Here is a 19,878-nt window from a genome sequence, read left to right as displayed (position 1 = left end):
ATAGCATCAACTGAAAGCGCTTAATATCCTAGAAATTATCGTTTTATCCCAAAAACTGAACTAAAGACTTTAATATTTGGAAAAGCATTTTATTTATGACAATTAAAGGTAAATATCGTCTACTTTATTCAATCTTGTATTATTAGCACATTAATTTATCCTTGCATGAAATAAGAAGTTTACTATTAAATTTTTAAGTAACTTTTATAGAAAGATAATTGACATCGTTTCTTTTGAATTTTACACTTATTTATAAATTAAACGCTTACAAGGGGGGGAGTCATTATGAATAAAATCGCTATCGCGGGTGCAGGTGCAATGGGAGGTCGTATTGGGAGCCAAATTAAGAAGGCTGGATATGATGTGACACTGATTGATACATGGGAAGAACATGTGAATCAAATAAATGAACACGGCCTTGAAATCGAAACAGAAACAGATACCTATACGATTCAAATTCCTGCCCTATTACCTCAAAATGTAAATGAGGCATATGACTTAGTCATTATCTTAACGAAATCTATGAAATCAGAAGAAATGCTTCAAACGTTATACGATCGAAATGCCCTTCACTCTGATACTGCTTTACTTACTATGATGAATGGTCTTGGACATGATGAACGATTTTCTAAAATTGTGCCACAAACTCAAATATTCCTTGCCGTGACCATGTGGACTGCTGGCATGCGTGGTCCTGGAAAATTACTGTTAGAAGGCACAGGGAGTATTGAGTTTCAACGTGCAGATGGCCAAGCTGATCACCGTACAGAAGTGATTCATCAAATTTTCAATGATGCACAACTTAACGCTACAATCAGTGATAATGTGTTTAAATCCATTTGGAGTAAAGCGACTGTCAACAGTGTTGTAAATCCACTGTGCACTATCCTTAACAAAACCATTTATGAATTTGGCAGTTATGTTCATTCACGTGAAATGATTCAACCCATTATTGATGAAATCGTTGCTGTGGCTCATGGTCGAGGCGTTGAATTAGACCCACAATTGCTTTTACAAAAAATTGAAGACTCTTATCCAAAAGAAACACAAGGTCTCCATTATCCTTCAATGCATCAAGACTTATATAATCGTCGCTATACTGAAGTTGATTATCTTAATGGACAAATCAGTCAATATGGTCGCGAACTAGGTATTCCAACACCGAATAATGATATGTTGACGCACTTAATCCATCAATTAGAAATGAAATGGGTTCAATAAATACTGACGCTTTAATGATTTAACAGTTGCTTCATATACACGTACACGCATTCACTTAAGAAGCCAGGATATATTTCAAAATAAATAGCGCTAAGATGATTTTTAATAGAAAATCGTCCTAGCGCTCCTTTTTTATAATATGACTTTATTTATACGTATCATCCTTCATTATTATACTTAAAAATAAGACACCTTCATTTCTTTCACTCATATTAAAAAAGACATATTCATATCATATTTTTACATATAGACTCAAACTTTATATATAATCCATATGAACAAGATGAATTAAGATAAATATTTTTACATAATTATATTGCTTTTTTAACAGAGCCACTCTATAATTTTATATAGCAAGCAACAATGTTTATTTATAACTCTATTTTATTTTCATTTTGCTTTGCTGTTTTTGATGATAGATGAATACCACTAAGCACATTCGATCAAAATGATTACATCTTTAGCGTTTTGGACGCCAACTTCAAAGGGGTTGATTTAAATGAAAGAATATCGTCACTACATACATCAAGTGGGCACGATTAAAACCTTATTAGAGGGACATCATGAAAGCGAAGTGACAATCGCTGAGTTATTACGTTACGGTGATTATGGATTTGGTACATTGAACCATACTGATGGTGATTTTGTAATTATTGATGGGCAACCCGTTCATATGAATCAATATGGAGAACATCACGGATTAAATGGTCAAGAGAAAGTGCCGTATGGCGCTGTTGTTCAATTTAGACCCCAGCATGACTTCGTAGTTAAACAAGTGGAACATGTTGATATTTTTCAACATATCAAGGAAAGGCTAATCAACACGCAGCTTTTCTCAATGACTAAACTCACAGGCGATTTTAATTATATTCACTTAAGTGTTTATTCTAAAAATCATTCACCTCACACGCTCAAGCGCCCCTTTCATATACCTCAAACTGAACGTGCAGTGCGACAAATTAAAGGTACAATTTTGATTCTTTATACACCTCATGATTTTACTGGTATTCATCCACCGGGTTTCAGTGCCTATTTCGTTTCGGAATATCATGAACTTGTAGGCAAGGTTCTTAGCTTTAAAGTTTCAAATGCTGACGCCCAACTTCAAAATTTGGATGGATATACAATGATCTGTCCTGCTGCTGAGCCATTGTTTATTAGGCATTTGTCATTATAGCGTATATTTTCTATTGATGATTTGTGGAACGTAAGTGAAGCAAGGACATATTGGAAAATAGCGAGTGCATAATCAGATTATAAAATTGAAAATACTCACCCATTAAATATCATTTGATGAGGTACTTGCTTAAGAATTTTAATGTCAATGACCGCCTTTTAAAAGAAAAGTCATACTGTTACTAATAATGATTAGCAGTATGACTTTTGGCCTATAAATTCCCTTTATATAGAAGCTAAAATAAAAAGCACTCCCACTAAATACATCAACATGTATTCAGCGAAAGTGCCTCCCATGATTACAACTGGGAAAACTCAAAAACGAATCGGTATTGAACGCATTAATTGTTTGAATAGTTTGCGTATTGTGATGCTAAGTGTTGATATTCTTTTTGAGTAAGTGCGTGTGCATCAGATGAGCTACCAACAGCAGATAAAAGAACAGCTACTGCAGCAGTTGACATTAAACCTTTTACCAATTTACTCATTCATATCACCTCTTTCACTTTTAAGTATAATTATTATACCACAAATTAATCGCACTTCCAACCTGAGATTCTAATGTATTTCACTTTTCCTTCTACTTAAAGTTCATAAAATAATCATTCAATTAAATTTATCAATAGAGGTACATCACTTTTGTAATACATTTCTTTTAAACGTTTTATTATGACAAGCAACAACTTTACAGGCTTAAGATGTCATTTTATACATTTCGTGTTCATTTAGCACACTACTGATGTAGTTTAATTTTTAGGTCAACCTAAAAATCAAAACCTCAAAAATCCTTAATATTACTGAATTACTGCTAACTTTAAGCGGTTTTTAAATAATAACCGCTATCTTTTTATTTGAAACTATTTAATAAATTCGTCATACTAAGGGTGTAATTATCACGTTACGAGGAGTGAAAGGAAGTATGAATCAAGAACAACTAGAAAAAATGAAAAATGGTAAAGGTTTCATTGCAGCACTAGACCAAAGCGGTGGTAGTACCCCTAAAGCATTGCGCGGTTATGGTGTTGGCGAAGACCAATATAACAATGATGACGAAATGTTTAAATTGGTTCACGAGATGCGTACACGTATCGTAACATCACCATCATTTACTTCAGATAAAGTCATTGGTGCAATCTTATTTGAACAAACAATGGACCGTGAAGTTAAAGGTAAACATACAGGTGACTACCTTGCTGATAAAGGAATTGTACCATTCCTTAAAATTGACAAAGGTTTAGCAGATGTTGAAAATGGTGTTCAATTAATGAAACCTATGCCTGAACTTGATCAATTATTAGATCGTGCAAACGACCATAAAATCTTTGGTACAAAAATGCGTTCAAATATCTTAGAATTCAACAAAGAAGGTATCGACGCAGTAATTAAGCAACAATTTGAAGTTGCACAACAAATTATCAATAAAGGTCTTGTACCTATTATCGAACCTGAAGTGAACATCGATGCAGAAAACAAAGCTGAAATCGAAGCTTACTTAACAGAATTAATTCAAAAACATTTAGATGCTTTAGCTTCAGATGATTACGTGATGTTAAAATTAACAATTCCAACACGTGCGAACCAATATGAATCATTGATTAACCACCCTAACGTTGTTCGTGTGGTTGCTTTATCAGGAGGCTACAGCCTTGAAAAAGCAAATGAATTCTTAAAAACAAATAACGGCTTAATTGCGAGCTTCTCTCGTGCATTAATTAACGATTTACGTGTAAGCCAATCTGACGAAGAATTTGACCGCTTATTAGGCCAAACAATCGATTCAATTTACGATGCTTCAGTTAACAAAGTACAAGCGTAAAACGTTAACAAAATTAAACCGAATCGCATTTAATTTATAAATGCAAATCGCGTGGAAACACAATTTTTCAAATCAATTGTGTTTCCACTTTTTTATATCACGAAAAAACGCCTATCAGGAGGGCACAATTTAAATGTGCGCTCTGATAGGCGTTGTATGTTTGTATGACTATTTTAGTGTTCTAACATTTCATCTTTTACTTCTTCTTTTGACAATTTAGCTGGGTAATATGTTGGCCAGTTATCTAGCTCTTTTAAGACTTTGTCACGATCATTGCCCATGAAAATATGGAAGTGTTCAGATTTTTTAGGTGCAATATTGTGGTCACTAAATTGTACATATTTTGGTAAATCTTTAGACGCTTCACCTTCAAGTTTGAAAGTATAACGTACGCCACGGTTACCACCTTTGTAATCTAAAATGTCTTTACCATCATAACGGTATGTGCCAGTCATTGACTTACCGTTTTTAGTGAAAGTGATTTGATCACCTGAGATTTTAATTTTTTCTATATCTGTTTTGTAACCTTTTTCATAATATGATTTGTATTCTTTCGCAGATTTATCGCCTTTATCTTCAGCTTTATGTTTGAAGACTTCATCTAAAGTACCATCTTTTAATAAAGGATAAACAGATTGCCAGTTACCTTCATAATCAGAAAGTTCACGGTCTTTCACTTGGCTGTCTTTGAAGTAACCATCTTGGATTGCTTTTGTATGTTTATTTGCTGCTTTATCATCTTTAACTTTAATTTTTTCATTCAACGCTTTTTCAAGGTTTTTCACGTTTTCTTTCATTAATGATTGATATGTCGCATCTTTCGATTGATCATCTGTCACAGATTCCATGTTGTTGAATTTCAACGTTTTCGCATTTGTTTCTTTGCGAATTGTATCTGTCACTTTATGTGAAATATTTTCTTCATAAAGAATGTATTTCGCACCTGTATCATTAATTTCATCAACGATTTCAGTTAATTCTTTTTGTGATGGGTCTTCAGCATTTAAACCTTCAACCCCTTTTTGTACAAAACCGTAACGATCCGCTAAATAACCTAAAGATTCATGTGAAATGAATACCGCATTACCTTGACGGTCTTTTGTAATGTCTTTCATATCTTGATCAATGCCATCTAAATCTTTTAATAATTTATCCGCATTTTTCTTATATTCGTCTTTATGATCTGGGTCGCGTTTTACTAAATCATCACGAATTGCAGATACGAATTTTTTATCTAATTGTGGATCTAACCATACGTGTGGGTCATAGCCACCATGATGATGATGTTCTTCACCATGTTCATGGTCGTGTCCTTCTTCACCATGTTCATCGTGATCACCATGCTCATGCTCATCATGTTCCCCGTGTTCATGTTGATCCGTTAATAAAGTTGCTCTATCTAAATGATCCTCTAATGAAAGTTTGTGATCATCTTTTTTAATTGCCCCAGCTATTTTTTTAGATACTGGATCTAAATCATCGCCCGTATAAATAAATAGATCCGATTTACTTGCATCTATAATATCTTTTTGTGATGGTTCAAAGCTATGTAAATCCGTCCCTTTCGGATAAATAGAATCTACTTGAACATGTTTACCACCAATTTGCTTAACAAACGATTGCAATGGGAAAACCGTTGTTGTTACTTTTAATTGGTCGTTTGATGATGCTTTATCGTCACCTTGACCACAAGCCGCTAACACAGAACCCGACAATACCACTGTCGCTAATAACTTGAAACTTTTTTTCATGATGTGGTCTCCTCCTAAAAATAGTAATGATTTCGATTTAAAATTATACGCTAAACATTTCATAAGCGCAATATGCATTTTTAAAATCATTATTTTCTAAAAATGACAAATTGCAAAATCTGTTACTTTTCATGCGCCGAAATGCTTCACTTTGATCATTACTGTATAGGATGACATTGCTTTTTGACAAAATCATAAAAAAGAGATGGAACAGAAATCATTTTGATCTCCTGTACCGTCTCTACTCTATTCACCTTACACTTTATGTCTGATTCTCTCTATCTTGCTTTCATTTTGCATCAAGTCTAAGTTTGACCGCTTCCCCTACAGCTCGTGCTGAAGCTGGATTTTGTCCTGTAATTAATTGTTCCGCTTCAACGACAAAACTTTTTAATGGGATTAAGCTTTTTTGATAAAGTGCGCCTTTTTCTTTTAATGCAGTTTCTAACTGATATGGTACTTGTTTTTTACGGCGTGCTAAACCTTCTTCTCGATTTGAGAAACCTGTCAACTGTTGCCCTTCGATAAGAAAATGATTGTTCGGACGCTTAACTTCAAGTAAAGCACTCGCACCGTGACAAACTGAAGAAATAATACCCCCACGATCGTAAATGTCGTTTACCGCATGAGCAATCGTATCATGTCCTCGGAAGTCATACATGACACCATGGCCACCGGTAAAATAAATCGCATCATACTGTGTAACATCAGCTTCATCGATGGATGGCGAATGATGTAATTTCTGCATAAAACTTTCATCTTCATAATATTTTTTAGTCAAACGATCTAACGTCACTTTATTCATACTCACAGGATCTAGTGGCGTTTCGCCTCCATTGATATTGTATATATCCAATTGATAATTCGGATTATTATGGAATACATCATAAAAATGCACCAGCTCGCTCAACCATAAACCTGTTGGTAAATCAAAGCCGTCAAATTGATCATAACTCGTATTCACTATCATTATCTTTTTCATTTTGAACACATCTTTCGTCTTTTTTCACCATTATAACGAACATTTCTCGATACACTTAATGAGTTGCTTAACAATTGCGCTGTTTGATATTAGAACGCCTTCTGGCAGTGATAAGCACAAAAAAAGAACGGCAAAATCTTTTTCTCATCATCAGATTTTACCGTTTATCACTATGTGTTGTCTGGATGTGTTTTTTGACATTTAGCGATCGCTTGGTTGTAAGCTGCTAATTTTTCTTGCTTAATCATATAAGCTGCAGTATTGACCGGTTCATATGCTTCCCACTCCGCTCTTTTTTCAATCAATACAGCTAAAGAGAGCAGAGAAATTTCAGGTGATATTTTTGTTTTCATATTATAAATCTCCATTCAAGAATTGCGCCTCCCCATTGAAAAAGCTCCAATTCGCATCTGTATTTTCTACAAGGCTGATGAGTACATCTTCTTTTCGAATACCTAATTTTTGATGTAATGATTCTACCAACTTGCGATAAAAAATCGTTTTTTGTTCTTCCGTTCTTGGACGCGTGATAAGCGTAAAAACTAACACATCTGTCGTCCGTTCTACGCCTAAGCCTGTATCTAAAATTTGCATCTCATACGCTTCATGTTGCGTCACAATTTGATAGCGATCACCCACTGGGGCATGAAAGGCTTCTAGCATCACTTCATATGAGATATCTAAAACTTCCTTAATATAAGCTTCGTCTTTTCCTTTGATGAGATCTATTTTAATGATTGGCATTATCATTCTCCTTTTCATCATGATTTGAGTAACCCCATTTTAATGCGAGAAGTAGTCCTACAAATGTTCCTATAAAACCATAAAGCCAAATGGATAACATTTCATTTACAAACATTATGCTTCCCCCTTATCTACAGAGATTTGGCGCGCTCGATAATGCATGATAGAGGAAGTGACAGTAATCGTCAGTATGCCCAAAACAGTAGCAACAGCACCGGCAGACATTGTACTTGGAATCAAACCGCCAAAATAAACGATAAGATAGGACACTAAACCTACAACCATCGAAAGTTCTGCTGCGCGGGCAGGTGCTTTTCGTTTCGCATATACCGCATGTAAAATAGGACCCATTGTACCGGCTGCAATACCGGAAATCCCAATCCACATGAGGTCACTCATATAGAGCGGTGGTTTCAAAACTAACAAAAATGATAAAAGCCCCACAATCGGTACAGAAACACGACTAATACGAAAAGCAATTCGATTGGCTTTCTCTCCTTCAATATTTACCCACTTCTGTTTGACAATCAGTTTTAAAAATAAATCATTCGCAAACACTGTAGAAATGGACACAAATAAGCCATCTGTCGTTGACATAGCTGCTGCCAGTATAACGACACCGAATAAAGCAACTATGGCAGCAGGAAACGCCCATTCTATATATTGTAGTAAGGCTAAGTCTGAACTGGCGACTTGCCCACCTAATGCTACGCGACTATAAATGCCGCCAAAAAGAACAAGCAAACATAAAGCCATCACAATGATATAAGTACGTACCATGCGTCCTAAATCTTTTTCACTTTTTAGACCTAAAATTTTATTAAATAAGTGCGGCGCTGACGCAAAAGCCCATTGAATAATAATCGCACCGATAATCATTGTAAAAGAATGAAAGTGAATGGATTCAGGATTAAAAACTTGGACTAAGTGATGATTTTGATGATCTAAGTTTTGCGCAATTCCTGAAAACGTCTCATGAATGCTCCCTTTCCAAAACAGCACAATGCCAGAGATAAAAATGGCGAGTCCAGCGACTGCCATAATGATGACTTGTAGGGCATCGGTATAAATATCTGCAAGTGCACCACCTACGTAAACATAAAGGACAACAATGACTGTGATCACAATCAAACTTGAAAAGTAACTCATACCGAGTAAATGTTTGAAAATCAAAGCACCTGCTACAAGCTGACTTGCGATATAGAAAATATTAAATAATAAAATCAAAGCCGTACCAACGCGTAAAATAGGACTGTCATAAAAATCGCCCAACCAATCTGGTAGTGAGAGGGATTGCTGCTTTGTGTTTAATGATCTGACTCTTTTAGCGACCATTAAAACACCTGTAGGGCCACCGATAAACATCGCTAAAAACAACCATAAATTATTGAGTCCCCACGCATACGACCATCCTGGATAACCTAGAAAGGTTGCAGCACTTAAATACGTTGCCGCAAAAGACAACCCTAGCGTACGGGGGCCAATCCTTCCGAAGCCAGTCGCAAAATCTGAAATAGTGTTCATCTTTCTAGAACTGACAAAACCTACCGTAATCATAAGCGCCATAAAAACAATAAAGCCTATCCATGTATACACTTTAACGTCATTCATAATCATCCCCCTATATCTCTACTAAATTGGCTTTTTTATTTCGTGCTGGATGTGTTGGTTTCACTTTCGTATGGCCTTTGCCAAACATATTTTCACGTAAAGTTTTACCTTCATATTCTGTACGATATATGCCTCTTTTTTGTAATTCAGGAATGATTAAGTCCACAAATTCTTCAAATGTACCTGGAGAATAAGCTTGTGCAATATTAAAACCGTCCGCACCACCTTCATTCGCCCATAATTCCAATTGATCAGCAATTTGTGAGGGTGTGCCGATGAATTTAGCCGTCCCATTACCTAGCCCGTGATTTTTCACCGCTTCTCGCAATGTCCATTTTCGATGTGGATCTTTTGTATATAAATTGAGATTGCCTTGCATCGCTTCGGTCTCGATATTTTCGATATATTCATCTGGATCATATTGAGAAAAATCAATACCTGTATGTCCGCTTAACAACGCGACTGAACCTTCATAGCTGACTTCATTTTGAAGCGCTTCATATTTTTCATAAGCCTCTGCTTCAGTTTTACCGATAATAGGCAAAACCATTGGAAAAACAAGTATATCTTCTCCATTACGGCCAAATTGTTGTGCCCTTGTCCGAATGTCTGTGACATATGTTCGCAACGATTCAATAGAGGTATGTTTTGTAAACACAGCCTCAGCATGCTTTGCAGCAAATGTTTTACCTTTTTCGGAAGCACCTGCTTGAAATAAAACAGGTGTTCTTTGAGGGGAAGGCTCTACAAGATGCGGTCCGGGTATATCGAAAAATGTACCTTTATGGTGAATCGCATGAACTTTAGAAGGATCCGCATACGTATCTGTCTCTCGCGCTTTAACCACTGCATCATCCTCCCAACTGTCTTCCCACAGCTGATAGCTCACTTGCAAAAATTCGTCTGCACGGTTGTAACGTAACGCTTTAGGTAAGCGCTCTTTTAAACCTAAGTTTACTGCTTCACTTTCTAAATAAGACGTCACAACATTCCAACCTAATCGACCATTTGTTAGATGATCGAGTGTAGATAATTGACGTGCCAACTTATATGGCTGTGCATAAGTAGTTGAGACAGTAGGTGCAATACCAATATGCTCAGTTACTGCTGCAATGGCGGAAACGAGCGGAATAGGATCGTGTGCGGGGAGTTGAACTGCATGTTTCACTGCGGCGTCATGGGATTGGTTGTAAACACTATAAGTGCCCAAAACATCAGCAATAAAGATACCATCAAATAAACCACGTTCTAAAGTTTGAGCAATATCCGTCCAATATTTTAAATTGTGGTGTGTCGCTCCTTTATCTTTTGGATGTTTCCATAAACCTGAAGCATGGGGAGAGGGAGAGTTTTGGACGAATCCGTTAAAATGAATTTGTTTTCGTGTCATGAACATTACCTCCTAAAAAATAGGAAGATAAGGCATAGCTGTAGTTGACTTATCTTCTAGCAATTGCGCTACTGGAATTGGCACAGTGAATGCATCCTGTTGCCGAGATTTCATCGGGCCAGTCCCTCCATCTCTCTTGATAAGACGATGATGTATATTCATGGGGTACTTTTTAATAAGTGAAAGGTAAAACAATGACCGGTAGAATAATCACTTCCTTCACATGGTGGCTTACGCTTTAAAAGCGTTCATGTCAATCTACCGGATCATGAATTTCCCTTTATTTTCATTTTGTGTGACGCTTAAAAATTAAATTTTGGCAAAGCCTTTTTCCAAATCTGCAATAATATCATCAATATGCTCAAGGCCTATCGAAAGACGAATCGTCTCAGGGGCAATACCTGCTGCTTTTTGCTCTGCTTCTGTCAATTGTTGATGTGTCGTTGATGCAGGGTGAATGACAAGTGACTTTGCATCTCCTACATTCGCTAATAAAGAAAATAATTCTAAGCCTTCAATAAACTTTTTACCTGCTTCGTATCCGCCTTTGACACCAAAGGTAAAGATGGAACTTGCACCTTTTGGTAAATACTTCTCTTTTAACGCGTAATATTCACTCGTCGGTAAACCCGCATATTTAACCCATGCGACTTTATCATGCTTTTCAAGACATTGTGCAACTTTTTCAGCATTTTCGACATGTCGTTCTAATCGTAATGAAAGTGTCTCTAAGCCTTGCGTTAGTAAAAATGCATTGAATGGTGAAATCGCTGCCCCTGTATCTCTTAAAATTGTTGTACGAATTTTAAAAGCAAGTGCGGCTTCTCCAAATTTTTCACTGAACACTAAACCGTGATAAGATGGATCGGGTTCACTTAATCCTGGAAACTTGCCATTATCCCAGTTAAAGTTACCTGCATCAACAATGACACCACCCATCGATGTTCCGTGCCCACCAATAAATTTGGTCGCAGAGTGAACAACAATATTCGCGCCATATTCAATCGGACGTAAAAGATAAGGTGTCGCAAATGTATTATCAACAATAAGTGGTATACCTTGCGCTTTTGTAATTGCTGCAAGTGCATCGAAATCCTCGACATTACCTTCTGGATTCCCAATCGTTTCTACAAATAATGCCTTCGTATTCTCTTGAAGCGCATTTTCTATATTGCTGACATCTTTCGTATCTACTATTGTGACATCAATCCCATATTTAGGTAACGTATGTGTGAAAAGTGTATGTGTCCCACCATATAATGTAGAACTGGCTACGATATGATCGCCTTTCTGTGCAACAGCTTGAATCGCATATGTGATAGCTGCCATACCTGAAGCAACCGCTACACCAGCGACACCCCCTTCAAGTTCAGCCACACGTGTTTCAAGTACGTTCGTCGTAGGATTCATCAGGCGTGTATAAATATTCCCAAGTTCATCTAAGCCGAATAAATTCGCCGCATGTGCCGTATCATCAAAAGTAAAAGATGTTGTTTGATAGATCGGTAAAGCACGTGAATGGCTACTTTCATCGACTTCTTGTCCTGAGTGCAATTGCAACGTTTCAAATTTAAAATCACTTGTCATTTGACATTCCCCCTATTAATAAAAAAATAAAAGCCTACCTGATAAAGATAGACTTTTACTAGAAGACTTATCTCTCAGGTTAAATCACCTGCAGGAATTAGCACCTAACTGAATAGGTTGCCTGGTTTCAAAGGGCCTGTCCCTCCACCAATCTTGATAAGTATGATTCAATTGTTAAAATGCAAGATGTATCGCGCAAATAGAACGGCCAATACAATAACCGTGCGGGTGTTTTATTGGCTTTTAATGATACAACAAGTCTATCTAACATCCTTAACGATGTCAATATACAAATCCGAATTTTCTTACAAATTGCAAAAATTTGAAAAAATCACATTTGTGAGTATCAACACGCAGTCCGTTTATTCGATGTAAATCGACTGACTAATCATCTCGGTTTTAATAAATTGATGGACGTCAATGACACGTTGATTTAATGACCCTTTATAGGGCAAATTAGGTTGATATAATTTTTGAATGAACATCCCGTCTACAATGACATCAATCTGTTTTAATAACGCAGTCCGTTCATCATGTGCAAACCATAAGTACTCAAATAAAAAGCCTGTCCAAACCCAAATTGATTTCCGGCTACCGTAGCGTTTTCGAAAAGCACGTACTAATGGGATAACGATATCTAAATTACAAAAAGGTTCGCCCCCTAAAATGCTTAATCCTGAAATATATTCCGGCGCACACGCATCTAACACTTCCGATATCAATGTTTCCGTTGCCCGTTCACCATATCGAAAATTTTGGGCTGCCACATTGTAACAACCTTCGCATAAAAACGGGCAACCTGAAACATAGACACTACAACGTACACCTTCTCCATCGACGAAGCTTTGGTATTCGATTTTAGCAATATAACCTGCACCTTTTTTTATTTTTTGTGCAATCATGAGGGATTCGCTTTCATATGTTTCACGCGCGCGCACATTTCTTTATGACGCCCTTCAATCATTGGTCGTTGTACAGGGTTACCTAAATAACCGCATGTCCGTTTAACAACATCAACCGTTTCAGGGTTATGGTTTCCGCAATGTGGGCAACTATAACCTTTTTCAGTTGTTTCAAAGTCTCCCTCGAAACCACAGTCATAACAACGATCGATTGGGATATTTGTACCTAAATAGCTCACGCGATCATATGAATAATCCCACACCGCTTCAAGCGCTTTCACATTATGGTCTAATTTAGGATATTCACAATAATGAATATAGCCACCGCTTGCAAAATGCGGATAATCTTTTTCAAAATCTAATTTTTCGAACGGTGTCACGTCTTTCCGCACATCATAATGAAATGAGTTTTGATAATAACCTTTATCTGTAATATCAGGAATCGAACCAAACGCCTCGTAGTCTAAACGGCAAAAGCGATCTGTCAAAGACTCACTTGGTGTGCTATAAATACTAAACCAAATGTCATGCATTTCAGTCCAACTATATTGATATGCTTGCATCCGTTTTAAAATTTCAAGTGTAAAAGCTTTCGCATTTGCGTTAGTTTCCCAGTTAGGTCCAAAGAACACTGTTGCTGCTTCATAAAGTCCAATGTATCCCATAGAGACAGTCGCACGTTGCTTATTAAACAAAGCATCCACTGAATCGTTTTCATCAAGACGATATTTAAAAGCACCGCGTTTGTATAAAATTGGCGCATTATTTGGCACGGCTTCTTTCACACGTTCAATACGATAAGCCAATGCATCATGTAGCACTTGCATCCGTTCATCAAATAAAATCCAAAAACGTTCAATATCGCCTTCTGATTCAATCGCAATACGTGGCACATTTAAAGTGACGACACCTAAATTACAGCGGCCACTATTTTCATATTCACCATTTTCATTTTGCCAAGCCGGTAAAAATGAGCGACAACCCATAGGTGCTTTAAAATCACCAAGCAACTCTACCGTTTTATCGTAATTTAAAATATCTGGATACATGCGTTTCATAGAGCATTTTAAAGCTAGTTGCTTAATATCATAGTTTGGATCTGATGGTGCCAAATTCGTTCCTTTTTTTATTGAAAAGACGAGTTTTGGGAAGATGGCTGTGATTAGATCTTTACCTAACCCTTTAATCCGTGTTTTTAAAATTGCTGTTTGGACTTTGCGACTGAGTTCGTCCGTACCAAGGCCAAAGCCTAAAGTCACAAAAGGGGTCTGTCCGTTAGATGTATATAATGTATTGATTTCATATTCTAGACTTTCAATCGCATCACTAATATCTTGTGTCACACGTTGATCGACATAAGTTTCAATATGCGCTTCGTCTACAAATTGTTGCGCAATATCACGATGTTTTTGTTCGTTATATTTCGCATATGTACTTAATAATTCATCTACTCGATCAATTGTGCAACCCCCGTATTGGCTGCTCGATACATTCGCAATAATTTGAACGAGTTGTGCCGCTGCTGTTTGTATCGATTTAGGAGATGTGACTTGAGCATTGCCAATTTGAAAGCCTTGCGCCAACATCCCTTTAGCATCGATTAAACAACAATTTGTTAACGGCTGAAATGGGTGATAATCTAAATCATGAAAGTGTATTTCCCCTTTTCGATGTGCCTCTGCCACGTGTTTTGGCAGTAAATAATCTAAAGCGTACGATTTTGAGACTACCCCTGCAGTCAAATCACGCATTGTTGAAAACGTTTCACTATCCTTGTTTGCATTTTCATTTACTATTGTAGGATCTTTTGTCATTAAACCAGTAAGTTCTTTTTCCAGTTGTGTCAAAATATCACTCTTTTCTATATATAGTATCTATAAATAATCATAAACACCATATATAGTGTTTTTCAAATGATAACTGACAGATTTACGAATTTGTCATTTCTTTTCAAACATTATGTGAACAAAATATTGCGTTAGATTGGATTGGAAATTTGAAGTAAATGCCTAAATTCTTTGTAAGGCTGCACGTTTATATCACGTTTCATCTTTTCTTTTTGATTGGGGAAAGTGCTTAAAGTGTTGAACATCATAAAAAACGCTAGGACTTGTGGAGGATCCTAGCGTTTTATCTATTTATAAATTTATGGAAGGTTAGAGAAATATTGTTATTGAGAAATTATAATCTATCTTGTGGAGGGAAGCGTAAAGTGATTGTCGTTCCTTGACCATACGTACTCTCAACTTCTATATGACCACCGATTTGATGCGCCAATGTTTGAGCGATGTACAAGCCAAGTCCGGAACCACCTGTATCTTTGTGTCTTGAACTTTCGACTCTGAAAGTTCTTTCAAATATATTTTTAATATCTGATTCTGGAATACCAATACCTGAGTCAGAAATCGAAATTGCGATTTCATCATCTACTTCAAAGACCTCTACGGCTAAGGGCGAACCGTGTTCTGAAAATTTAAGCGCGTTGTCGATGAAATTCATGATGATGCGTTCTATTGCGCGCTGATCTTGTGTGAAAGGTTTGATATTTTCTGCTATTTTTATGTCTAGTTCTCTTTGTTCATGTTGTAATCGTTGTGAGTAGACTTCAAAAATAGGGATTAATAGTTGATCAATGTGAATTTGCGTCAGTTCATTTTCTTGGTAGTTAACGGTGATGACGTCTGTGATATCATCGAACATTCTTGATAGTCGATCTGACTGATTAATTAAGATACTGTAGGCCTTTTGTGTATCTGATTCACTATGAATAATGCCATCTCGTAATCCCTCTGAATAGGATTTAATACTCGCTAAGGGCGTTTTTAAGTCGTGTGCGAGATTTTGCACCATATTCATTTTTTCTTCTTGCTCTTCTTTAATTAAATTCATTTGCTCTTGAATTTTATCGACCATTTGATCAAAGGATTCACTCAATTCTTTTATTTCTTTAGGGGCATTAATTTTGAGTTTCTCCGTTTCAAATTGGCCTTTTGCGATTTTCTGTGTTTTTTCATTCAACTTTTCAATCTTTTTTATCATGGGAACTGTAAAAAAGATACCGATAATTAGTGTCATCATACCGGAAAGGAATGAACACAATGTCAAAAGAATTGTAAGTGGTCCGTCAAACCACATCAGTTTGTATAATGTATAAAATAAAAATGTCGTTGTAATAATCGTAACGATAAACGAATAGATTAATTGTTTACGTATCGTCATTTAAATCTGCCTCTGAAACTTATAGCCTAGACCCCATACCGTTGCGATAATATAGTCGTCATAGCCATATTTTTCTAGTTTTTCGCGAATACGATGGACATGAACATTAAGCGTGTTCATATCTTCATAATACTCATAACCCCAAACTTGTTCTAACAAATCTGTCTTGGACAATGCGACTGATTCATTATTTGCAAAATGCCATAACAATTCGAACTCTTTGATGCGGAATGGGATAAGTTCTCCCTCTAATTCTACGGTTTTAGTTAAATTATTTAATACGAGTTTTCCACAGCGAATCGTGTCTTGTGTGGAAGGACTTGTGACGTTGACACGGTGCAGAAGATTTTTAACACGTATGACTAATTCACGTGGACTGAATGGTTTTTTGACATAGTCATCAGCCCCCAACATTAAACCGAAGATGGTGTCATGTTCGCTCGTTTTAGCAGTTAGATAAATATATGGGATGTCGAGTCCTTTATTCTTCATTTCACGTACAACTTCGTAACCATTCATCTCGGGCATCATGATATCAATTACCATGACATCCACATGGGTATCCAACAATTCCATTGCTTCTACGCCATTAGATGCGGTTGAAACGTGATAGCCTTCATATTCGAAATAAGTTTTACAGATTTCTCTGATGTCTTGCTCGTCATCAACTATGAGTATGTGCGCCATTTTCATCATTCCTTATATTTTTACGTTTGATGAAATGATTTAAACTAATTGCCGCTAATGTTTCTTTATTCATTAATAAAATGACAAAGAATAAAAGTTGCACTGGGTAAGTAAAAATCATATCAGCTAAAATATAATTTAACATAATGAACACGCCAAAGAAACTCGCAGTGTAAGATAACACACCTAAAATGAGACCTAAACCAATGGCAATCTCACCAAGTTGTACCATCCACTTGAAAAGTTCTAAATGATTTGCAACACCGAACTCGAAAAATGTCTTAAACCATTGGGGGGAATCTTGGTTGTCACGAATGACTGACACAAGCCCGTCAATTGCAAATCCACCTGTTAACTTTTCAAAGCCTTGCATCAGTATATAAAAACCTGAGCCTAAACGAATAAGGAGAATTAAGACTTTATAAGCTATCGACATATCTTCACTCCTTTCTTATTGATGTTGTTTCTTGTTGATTACTTGATGTTTGTCTTGATGATTATTTAAGTTTTGCAGAACCGAAGATAACGTGTGCTTTGTCACAGTAGATAGTCACTGTATCGTAGTCTTCTGCTTTAACACCTTTAAGGTCAAAAGTTTGTGTAGACTCGTCATACTTAACTTCGTCTAATTTTTCACCTTTTTTGATGTCGTTACCTTTAGTTAAGTAAACGTGTAAGTCTGGACCTTTTGATGATTCGTAGTCTGTTAACATTAACTTACCGTCTTTGATTTCAGCTTTACCTTTAACTGTTTCGTTGTTTTCACCTTTAAAAGTACCTGATTTCATTACTTTTGAGTTATCTACATTTTTATCTTGCATAGATGTCTCAGCTTTGTTGTCTTCTTTTTTGTCCATGTTGTCATTGCCACAAGCACCTAATAAAAATGTTGTCGCTAATGCACCTGAAACTAAAGCCATTTTTATATTCATAAATAATTCCTTCTTTCTAAATTGATATTACATGTATCATTGTAAATAACGTGATTGTTGATTGACATAAACTAGGTATTAATAATTCTTAAATAATTATTAACAGTCATTTCTTATATATTTTCCAATTATTTATATATATAAGAATGAAACAAAATATAAGATGATGAAGGTTATAAGTGGCGTAAATACCGCATTTTCCCCTTTACTTGCCAGGCAAATACATCTACTCAATCATGTTTAACTCTTTTATTTTTGATTTATCTTATCGATTGAGTTTATCTTATGACAAAATATTTTATACGACAGAAAAAATAAACCTCACCGTTAAATGTAATGATCAAAGACTTTTTCAAAAGAACACTCTATCAGTCATTACACGTCACGATCAGGCTTTTAAATATTTTACTTCTTATATTAATAGATTACTTTCTCACAATAATACGCTTCGAATTTCATATAAATTTATTGCTAAAAATGGCACTATTTTATTTCTCTAAAATACTAATAAACCCTATAAAATAGCATCATTCATAAATATTTTTAGGTTTGCCTAACTTTTTGATTTACAAAGCTAAAATTATATGCTATCTTAAAAGTGTTCAAATTGATATACGTGAATAACAAGTGAATGTCCACTTATCATTTTTTTACAATGATTCATCTGGTCTCAAAGGCATGGTCTCATGCGTACTCTGTGATGACCGTATGAACGTTTTGAATAAATTAATGAAGTCACGTGCATCTTTTGAACATGACAATTGAGATATTCATACTTTCATATTTTATGTTGGTAGTTATCTCGATTGCTATAGAAATCTAAATTTGTCGTCGTAATGACAATGATTGTGTGCACACAATTCAATTTGAAGCCATTTTTAAACATGACTTACAAATTCGACATGATTTATTTTTCTATCGTATAGGTCACTTCAGCAAAGGGTCAAAATCATACACATATCAGTCATTCCTTAAAGGACAACAGTAGGCAAGAATTAATATTCCCTTAACAAGTAAAAGCCAAGTTGAACAATTTTAGGCCATTAACAGATGGCGGATTGTTACAACAGAAATGTTTATCCTCCATAGCTAAAGTAAGATTAAACAACAGGTATGAACTCCTAGTGAATTGTCATAACAAAATCGCATGTCATCCCTCTAGTACATGTGATTCTACCGACAATATGATAATGTCACTAAGAGCACATGTATCATTATGTCAAATAGCCCTTAGCATAGTGATACACGATGGTCGTTACGCCATACCCCTATAAGCGTAACACCTCCAAATAATTACAACTTGATTCTATAGTAGCGCGGATTGTTGGTATATCGATACACTCCCTTTCGTATATATCAATAGTCTCGAAACATCTAGTATCATTTTTACAACTCTAGATAATTAAAAATCATCTTAAAATCTTAAAACCTTTATACCCCAGATGTGCTTCATCTCACATCTGGGGTCCCTTATTTTATTTGCCTTTTGATTGAGTCTCCTTCTTGATATTCCGACTTTCCACCTTACACATGTTAATGACAGACACTTCACTTTGAGTAGCAACTCGATACTACCGAAGACCTTTGAATATATCTCAACCAATGCTATATATGGTCTATGTATAAAAAAGAAGGGCTGTACACTTTATATGGTGGTTATGTGTCTATAATAATTAAGTCGCAAACTTCCGATTGCTTCTTCGAGTCTCGCTTTCCCAGGCGCCTTACCTCAACTAATTTTGGCTTTTATTGTAGCTCATAAGAAGCCAAAATGGATTTTCGGTTTCGGCTCTATGCCTCGGGAGTCTCGACTCGGTACGCAATCTATTTAAGCAATTTCACTATTGAAAAGTGGCATTG

At 36.0% G+C, this 19,878-nt stretch carries 18 protein-coding genes and 2 riboswitches; of the genes, 3 read left to right on the top strand and 15 right to left on the bottom strand.

Annotated features, from left to right (window positions below; translation table 11 throughout):
• Positions 1-285 precede the first annotated feature (285 nt).
• Positions 286-1,221, top strand: a complete 936-nt coding sequence (locus tag HMPREF1208_RS08765) for a ketopantoate reductase family protein (RefSeq protein ID WP_016426017.1) — start codon at positions 286-288, stop codon at positions 1,219-1,221.
• A 499-nt stretch (positions 1,222-1,720) separates the two neighbouring features.
• Entirely contained in the window at positions 1,721-2,398 is a 678-nt protein-coding gene (locus HMPREF1208_RS08760; protein WP_016426016.1) for an acetolactate decarboxylase, read from the top strand.
• Positions 2,399-2,738: 340 nt separating this feature from the next.
• On the opposite strand, the gene HMPREF1208_RS12130 is transcribed toward HMPREF1208_RS08760, so the two are convergent.
• A complete protein-coding gene (locus HMPREF1208_RS12130) occupies positions 2,739-2,885 on the bottom strand; it encodes a hypothetical protein (protein WP_016426015.1) in 147 nt (48 codons plus the stop codon).
• A gap of 431 nt (positions 2,886-3,316) precedes the next feature.
• Here HMPREF1208_RS12130 and HMPREF1208_RS08755 point away from each other — a divergent pair, with 431 nt between their 5' ends.
• On the top strand, positions 3,317-4,213 hold the full coding sequence (locus HMPREF1208_RS08755; protein WP_016426014.1) for a fructose bisphosphate aldolase: 897 nt from the start codon (positions 3,317-3,319) through the stop codon (positions 4,211-4,213).
• A gap of 173 nt (positions 4,214-4,386) precedes the next feature.
• Here HMPREF1208_RS08755 and adcA read toward each other — a convergent pair whose 3' ends face one another.
• The 14 genes from adcA to HMPREF1208_RS08690 form a co-directional block, all read right to left on the bottom strand.
• Positions 4,387-5,964, bottom strand: a complete 1,578-nt coding sequence (gene adcA / locus HMPREF1208_RS08750) for a zinc ABC transporter substrate-binding lipoprotein AdcA (RefSeq protein WP_016426013.1) — start codon at positions 5,962-5,964, stop codon at positions 4,387-4,389.
• A gap of 289 nt (positions 5,965-6,253) precedes the next feature.
• Entirely contained in the window at positions 6,254-6,946 is a 693-nt protein-coding gene (locus HMPREF1208_RS08745; protein ID WP_016426012.1) for a type 1 glutamine amidotransferase domain-containing protein, read from the bottom strand.
• A 170-nt stretch (positions 6,947-7,116) separates the two neighbouring features.
• Entirely contained in the window at positions 7,117-7,299 is a 183-nt protein-coding gene (locus tag HMPREF1208_RS08740) for a hypothetical protein (protein ID WP_154840317.1), read from the bottom strand.
• Between the two features lies 1 nt (position 7,300).
• The gene (locus HMPREF1208_RS08735; protein WP_016426010.1) at positions 7,301-7,690 is read right to left on the bottom strand and encodes a tautomerase family protein; all 390 of its coding nucleotides are present in this window, start codon (positions 7,688-7,690) and stop codon (positions 7,301-7,303) included.
• Complete coding sequence (locus tag HMPREF1208_RS12530) at positions 7,677-7,805, bottom strand: hypothetical protein (RefSeq protein WP_016426009.1); 129 nt, start codon at positions 7,803-7,805, stop codon at positions 7,677-7,679. Before HMPREF1208_RS12530 ends, HMPREF1208_RS08735 begins: the two co-directional genes overlap by 14 nt.
• Entirely contained in the window at positions 7,805-9,301 is a 1,497-nt protein-coding gene (locus tag HMPREF1208_RS08730; RefSeq protein ID WP_016426008.1) for a sodium:solute symporter family protein, read from the bottom strand. Before HMPREF1208_RS08730 ends, HMPREF1208_RS12530 begins: the two co-directional genes overlap by 1 nt.
• 10 nt (positions 9,302-9,311) lie before the next feature.
• Complete coding sequence (locus tag HMPREF1208_RS08725; protein WP_016426007.1) at positions 9,312-10,691, bottom strand: LLM class flavin-dependent oxidoreductase; 1,380 nt, start codon at positions 10,689-10,691, stop codon at positions 9,312-9,314.
• Between the two features lie 46 nt (positions 10,692-10,737).
• A riboswitch (SAM riboswitch) is annotated at positions 10,738-10,837 on the bottom strand.
• Between the two features lie 163 nt (positions 10,838-11,000).
• A complete protein-coding gene (locus HMPREF1208_RS08720) occupies positions 11,001-12,278 on the bottom strand; it encodes an O-acetylhomoserine aminocarboxypropyltransferase/cysteine synthase family protein (RefSeq protein WP_016426005.1) in 1,278 nt (425 codons plus the stop codon).
• A 64-nt stretch (positions 12,279-12,342) separates the two neighbouring features.
• Positions 12,343-12,441, bottom strand: a riboswitch (SAM riboswitch).
• A gap of 199 nt (positions 12,442-12,640) precedes the next feature.
• Entirely contained in the window at positions 12,641-13,180 is a 540-nt protein-coding gene (gene nrdG, locus HMPREF1208_RS08715; protein WP_016426004.1) for an anaerobic ribonucleoside-triphosphate reductase activating protein, read from the bottom strand.
• Complete coding sequence (gene nrdD / locus HMPREF1208_RS08710) at positions 13,177-15,027, bottom strand: anaerobic ribonucleoside-triphosphate reductase (protein WP_016426003.1); 1,851 nt, start codon at positions 15,025-15,027, stop codon at positions 13,177-13,179. The genes nrdG and nrdD overlap by 4 nt, the downstream gene beginning before the upstream one ends.
• A gap of 334 nt (positions 15,028-15,361) precedes the next feature.
• Positions 15,362-16,399: a sensor histidine kinase gene (locus HMPREF1208_RS08705; protein ID WP_016426002.1), complete on the bottom strand. Its 1,038-nt coding sequence runs from the start codon at positions 16,397-16,399 to the stop codon at positions 15,362-15,364.
• Complete coding sequence (locus tag HMPREF1208_RS08700; RefSeq protein ID WP_016426001.1) at positions 16,400-17,086, bottom strand: response regulator transcription factor; 687 nt, start codon at positions 17,084-17,086, stop codon at positions 16,400-16,402. It abuts the gene before it with no gap.
• Complete coding sequence (locus HMPREF1208_RS08695; RefSeq protein WP_016426000.1) at positions 17,064-17,522, bottom strand: DoxX family membrane protein; 459 nt, start codon at positions 17,520-17,522, stop codon at positions 17,064-17,066. Before HMPREF1208_RS08695 ends, HMPREF1208_RS08700 begins: the two co-directional genes overlap by 23 nt.
• Positions 17,523-17,583: 61 nt before the next feature.
• A complete protein-coding gene (locus HMPREF1208_RS08690) occupies positions 17,584-18,018 on the bottom strand; it encodes a DM13 domain-containing protein (protein ID WP_016425999.1) in 435 nt (144 codons plus the stop codon).
• Positions 18,019-19,878 lie beyond the last annotated feature (1,860 nt).

It is taken from the genome of Staphylococcus sp. HGB0015 (assembly GCF_000411275.1).
GTDB classification, from domain to species: Bacteria; Bacillota; Bacilli; order Staphylococcales; family Staphylococcaceae; genus Staphylococcus; species Staphylococcus schleiferi.
This window is presented reverse-complemented; position numbering and strand designations above follow the sequence as displayed.

What these genes read in the sequence shown, in the direction of transcription:
- HMPREF1208_RS08695 (WP_016426000.1), bottom strand. Translation starts at nt 17,522, where the DNA reads ATGTCGATAGCTTATAAAGTCTTAATTCTCCTTATTCGTTTAGGCTCA.
- nrdG (WP_016426004.1), bottom strand. Translation starts at nt 13,180, where the DNA reads ATGATTGCACAAAAAATAAAAAAAGGTGCAGGTTATATTGCTAAAATC.
- HMPREF1208_RS08745 (WP_016426012.1), bottom strand. Translation starts at nt 6,946, where the DNA reads ATGAAAAAGATAATGATAGTGAATACGAGTTATGATCAATTTGACGGC.
- HMPREF1208_RS08755 (WP_016426014.1), top strand. Translation starts at nt 3,317, where the DNA reads ATGAATCAAGAACAACTAGAAAAAATGAAAAATGGTAAAGGTTTCATT.
- HMPREF1208_RS08740 (WP_154840317.1), bottom strand. Translation starts at nt 7,299, where the DNA reads ATGAAAACAAAAATATCACCTGAAATTTCTCTGCTCTCTTTAGCTGTA.
- HMPREF1208_RS12530 (WP_016426009.1), bottom strand. Translation starts at nt 7,805, where the DNA reads ATGTTTGTAAATGAAATGTTATCCATTTGGCTTTATGGTTTTATAGGA.
- HMPREF1208_RS08730 (WP_016426008.1), bottom strand. Translation starts at nt 9,301, where the DNA reads ATGAATGACGTTAAAGTGTATACATGGATAGGCTTTATTGTTTTTATG.
- adcA (WP_016426013.1), bottom strand. Translation starts at nt 5,964, where the DNA reads ATGAAAAAAAGTTTCAAGTTATTAGCGACAGTGGTATTGTCGGGTTCT.
- HMPREF1208_RS08700 (WP_016426001.1), bottom strand. Translation starts at nt 17,086, where the DNA reads ATGGCGCACATACTCATAGTTGATGACGAGCAAGACATCAGAGAAATC.
- HMPREF1208_RS08720 (WP_016426005.1), bottom strand. Translation starts at nt 12,278, where the DNA reads ATGACAAGTGATTTTAAATTTGAAACGTTGCAATTGCACTCAGGACAA.
- HMPREF1208_RS08760 (WP_016426016.1), top strand. Translation starts at nt 1,721, where the DNA reads ATGAAAGAATATCGTCACTACATACATCAAGTGGGCACGATTAAAACC.
- HMPREF1208_RS08725 (WP_016426007.1), bottom strand. Translation starts at nt 10,691, where the DNA reads ATGACACGAAAACAAATTCATTTTAACGGATTCGTCCAAAACTCTCCC.
- HMPREF1208_RS08765 (WP_016426017.1), top strand. Translation starts at nt 286, where the DNA reads ATGAATAAAATCGCTATCGCGGGTGCAGGTGCAATGGGAGGTCGTATT.
- HMPREF1208_RS12130 (WP_016426015.1), bottom strand. Translation starts at nt 2,885, where the DNA reads ATGAGTAAATTGGTAAAAGGTTTAATGTCAACTGCTGCAGTAGCTGTT.
- HMPREF1208_RS08705 (WP_016426002.1), bottom strand. Translation starts at nt 16,399, where the DNA reads ATGACGATACGTAAACAATTAATCTATTCGTTTATCGTTACGATTATT.
- HMPREF1208_RS08690 (WP_016425999.1), bottom strand. Translation starts at nt 18,018, where the DNA reads ATGAATATAAAAATGGCTTTAGTTTCAGGTGCATTAGCGACAACATTT.
- HMPREF1208_RS08735 (WP_016426010.1), bottom strand. Translation starts at nt 7,690, where the DNA reads ATGCCAATCATTAAAATAGATCTCATCAAAGGAAAAGACGAAGCTTAT.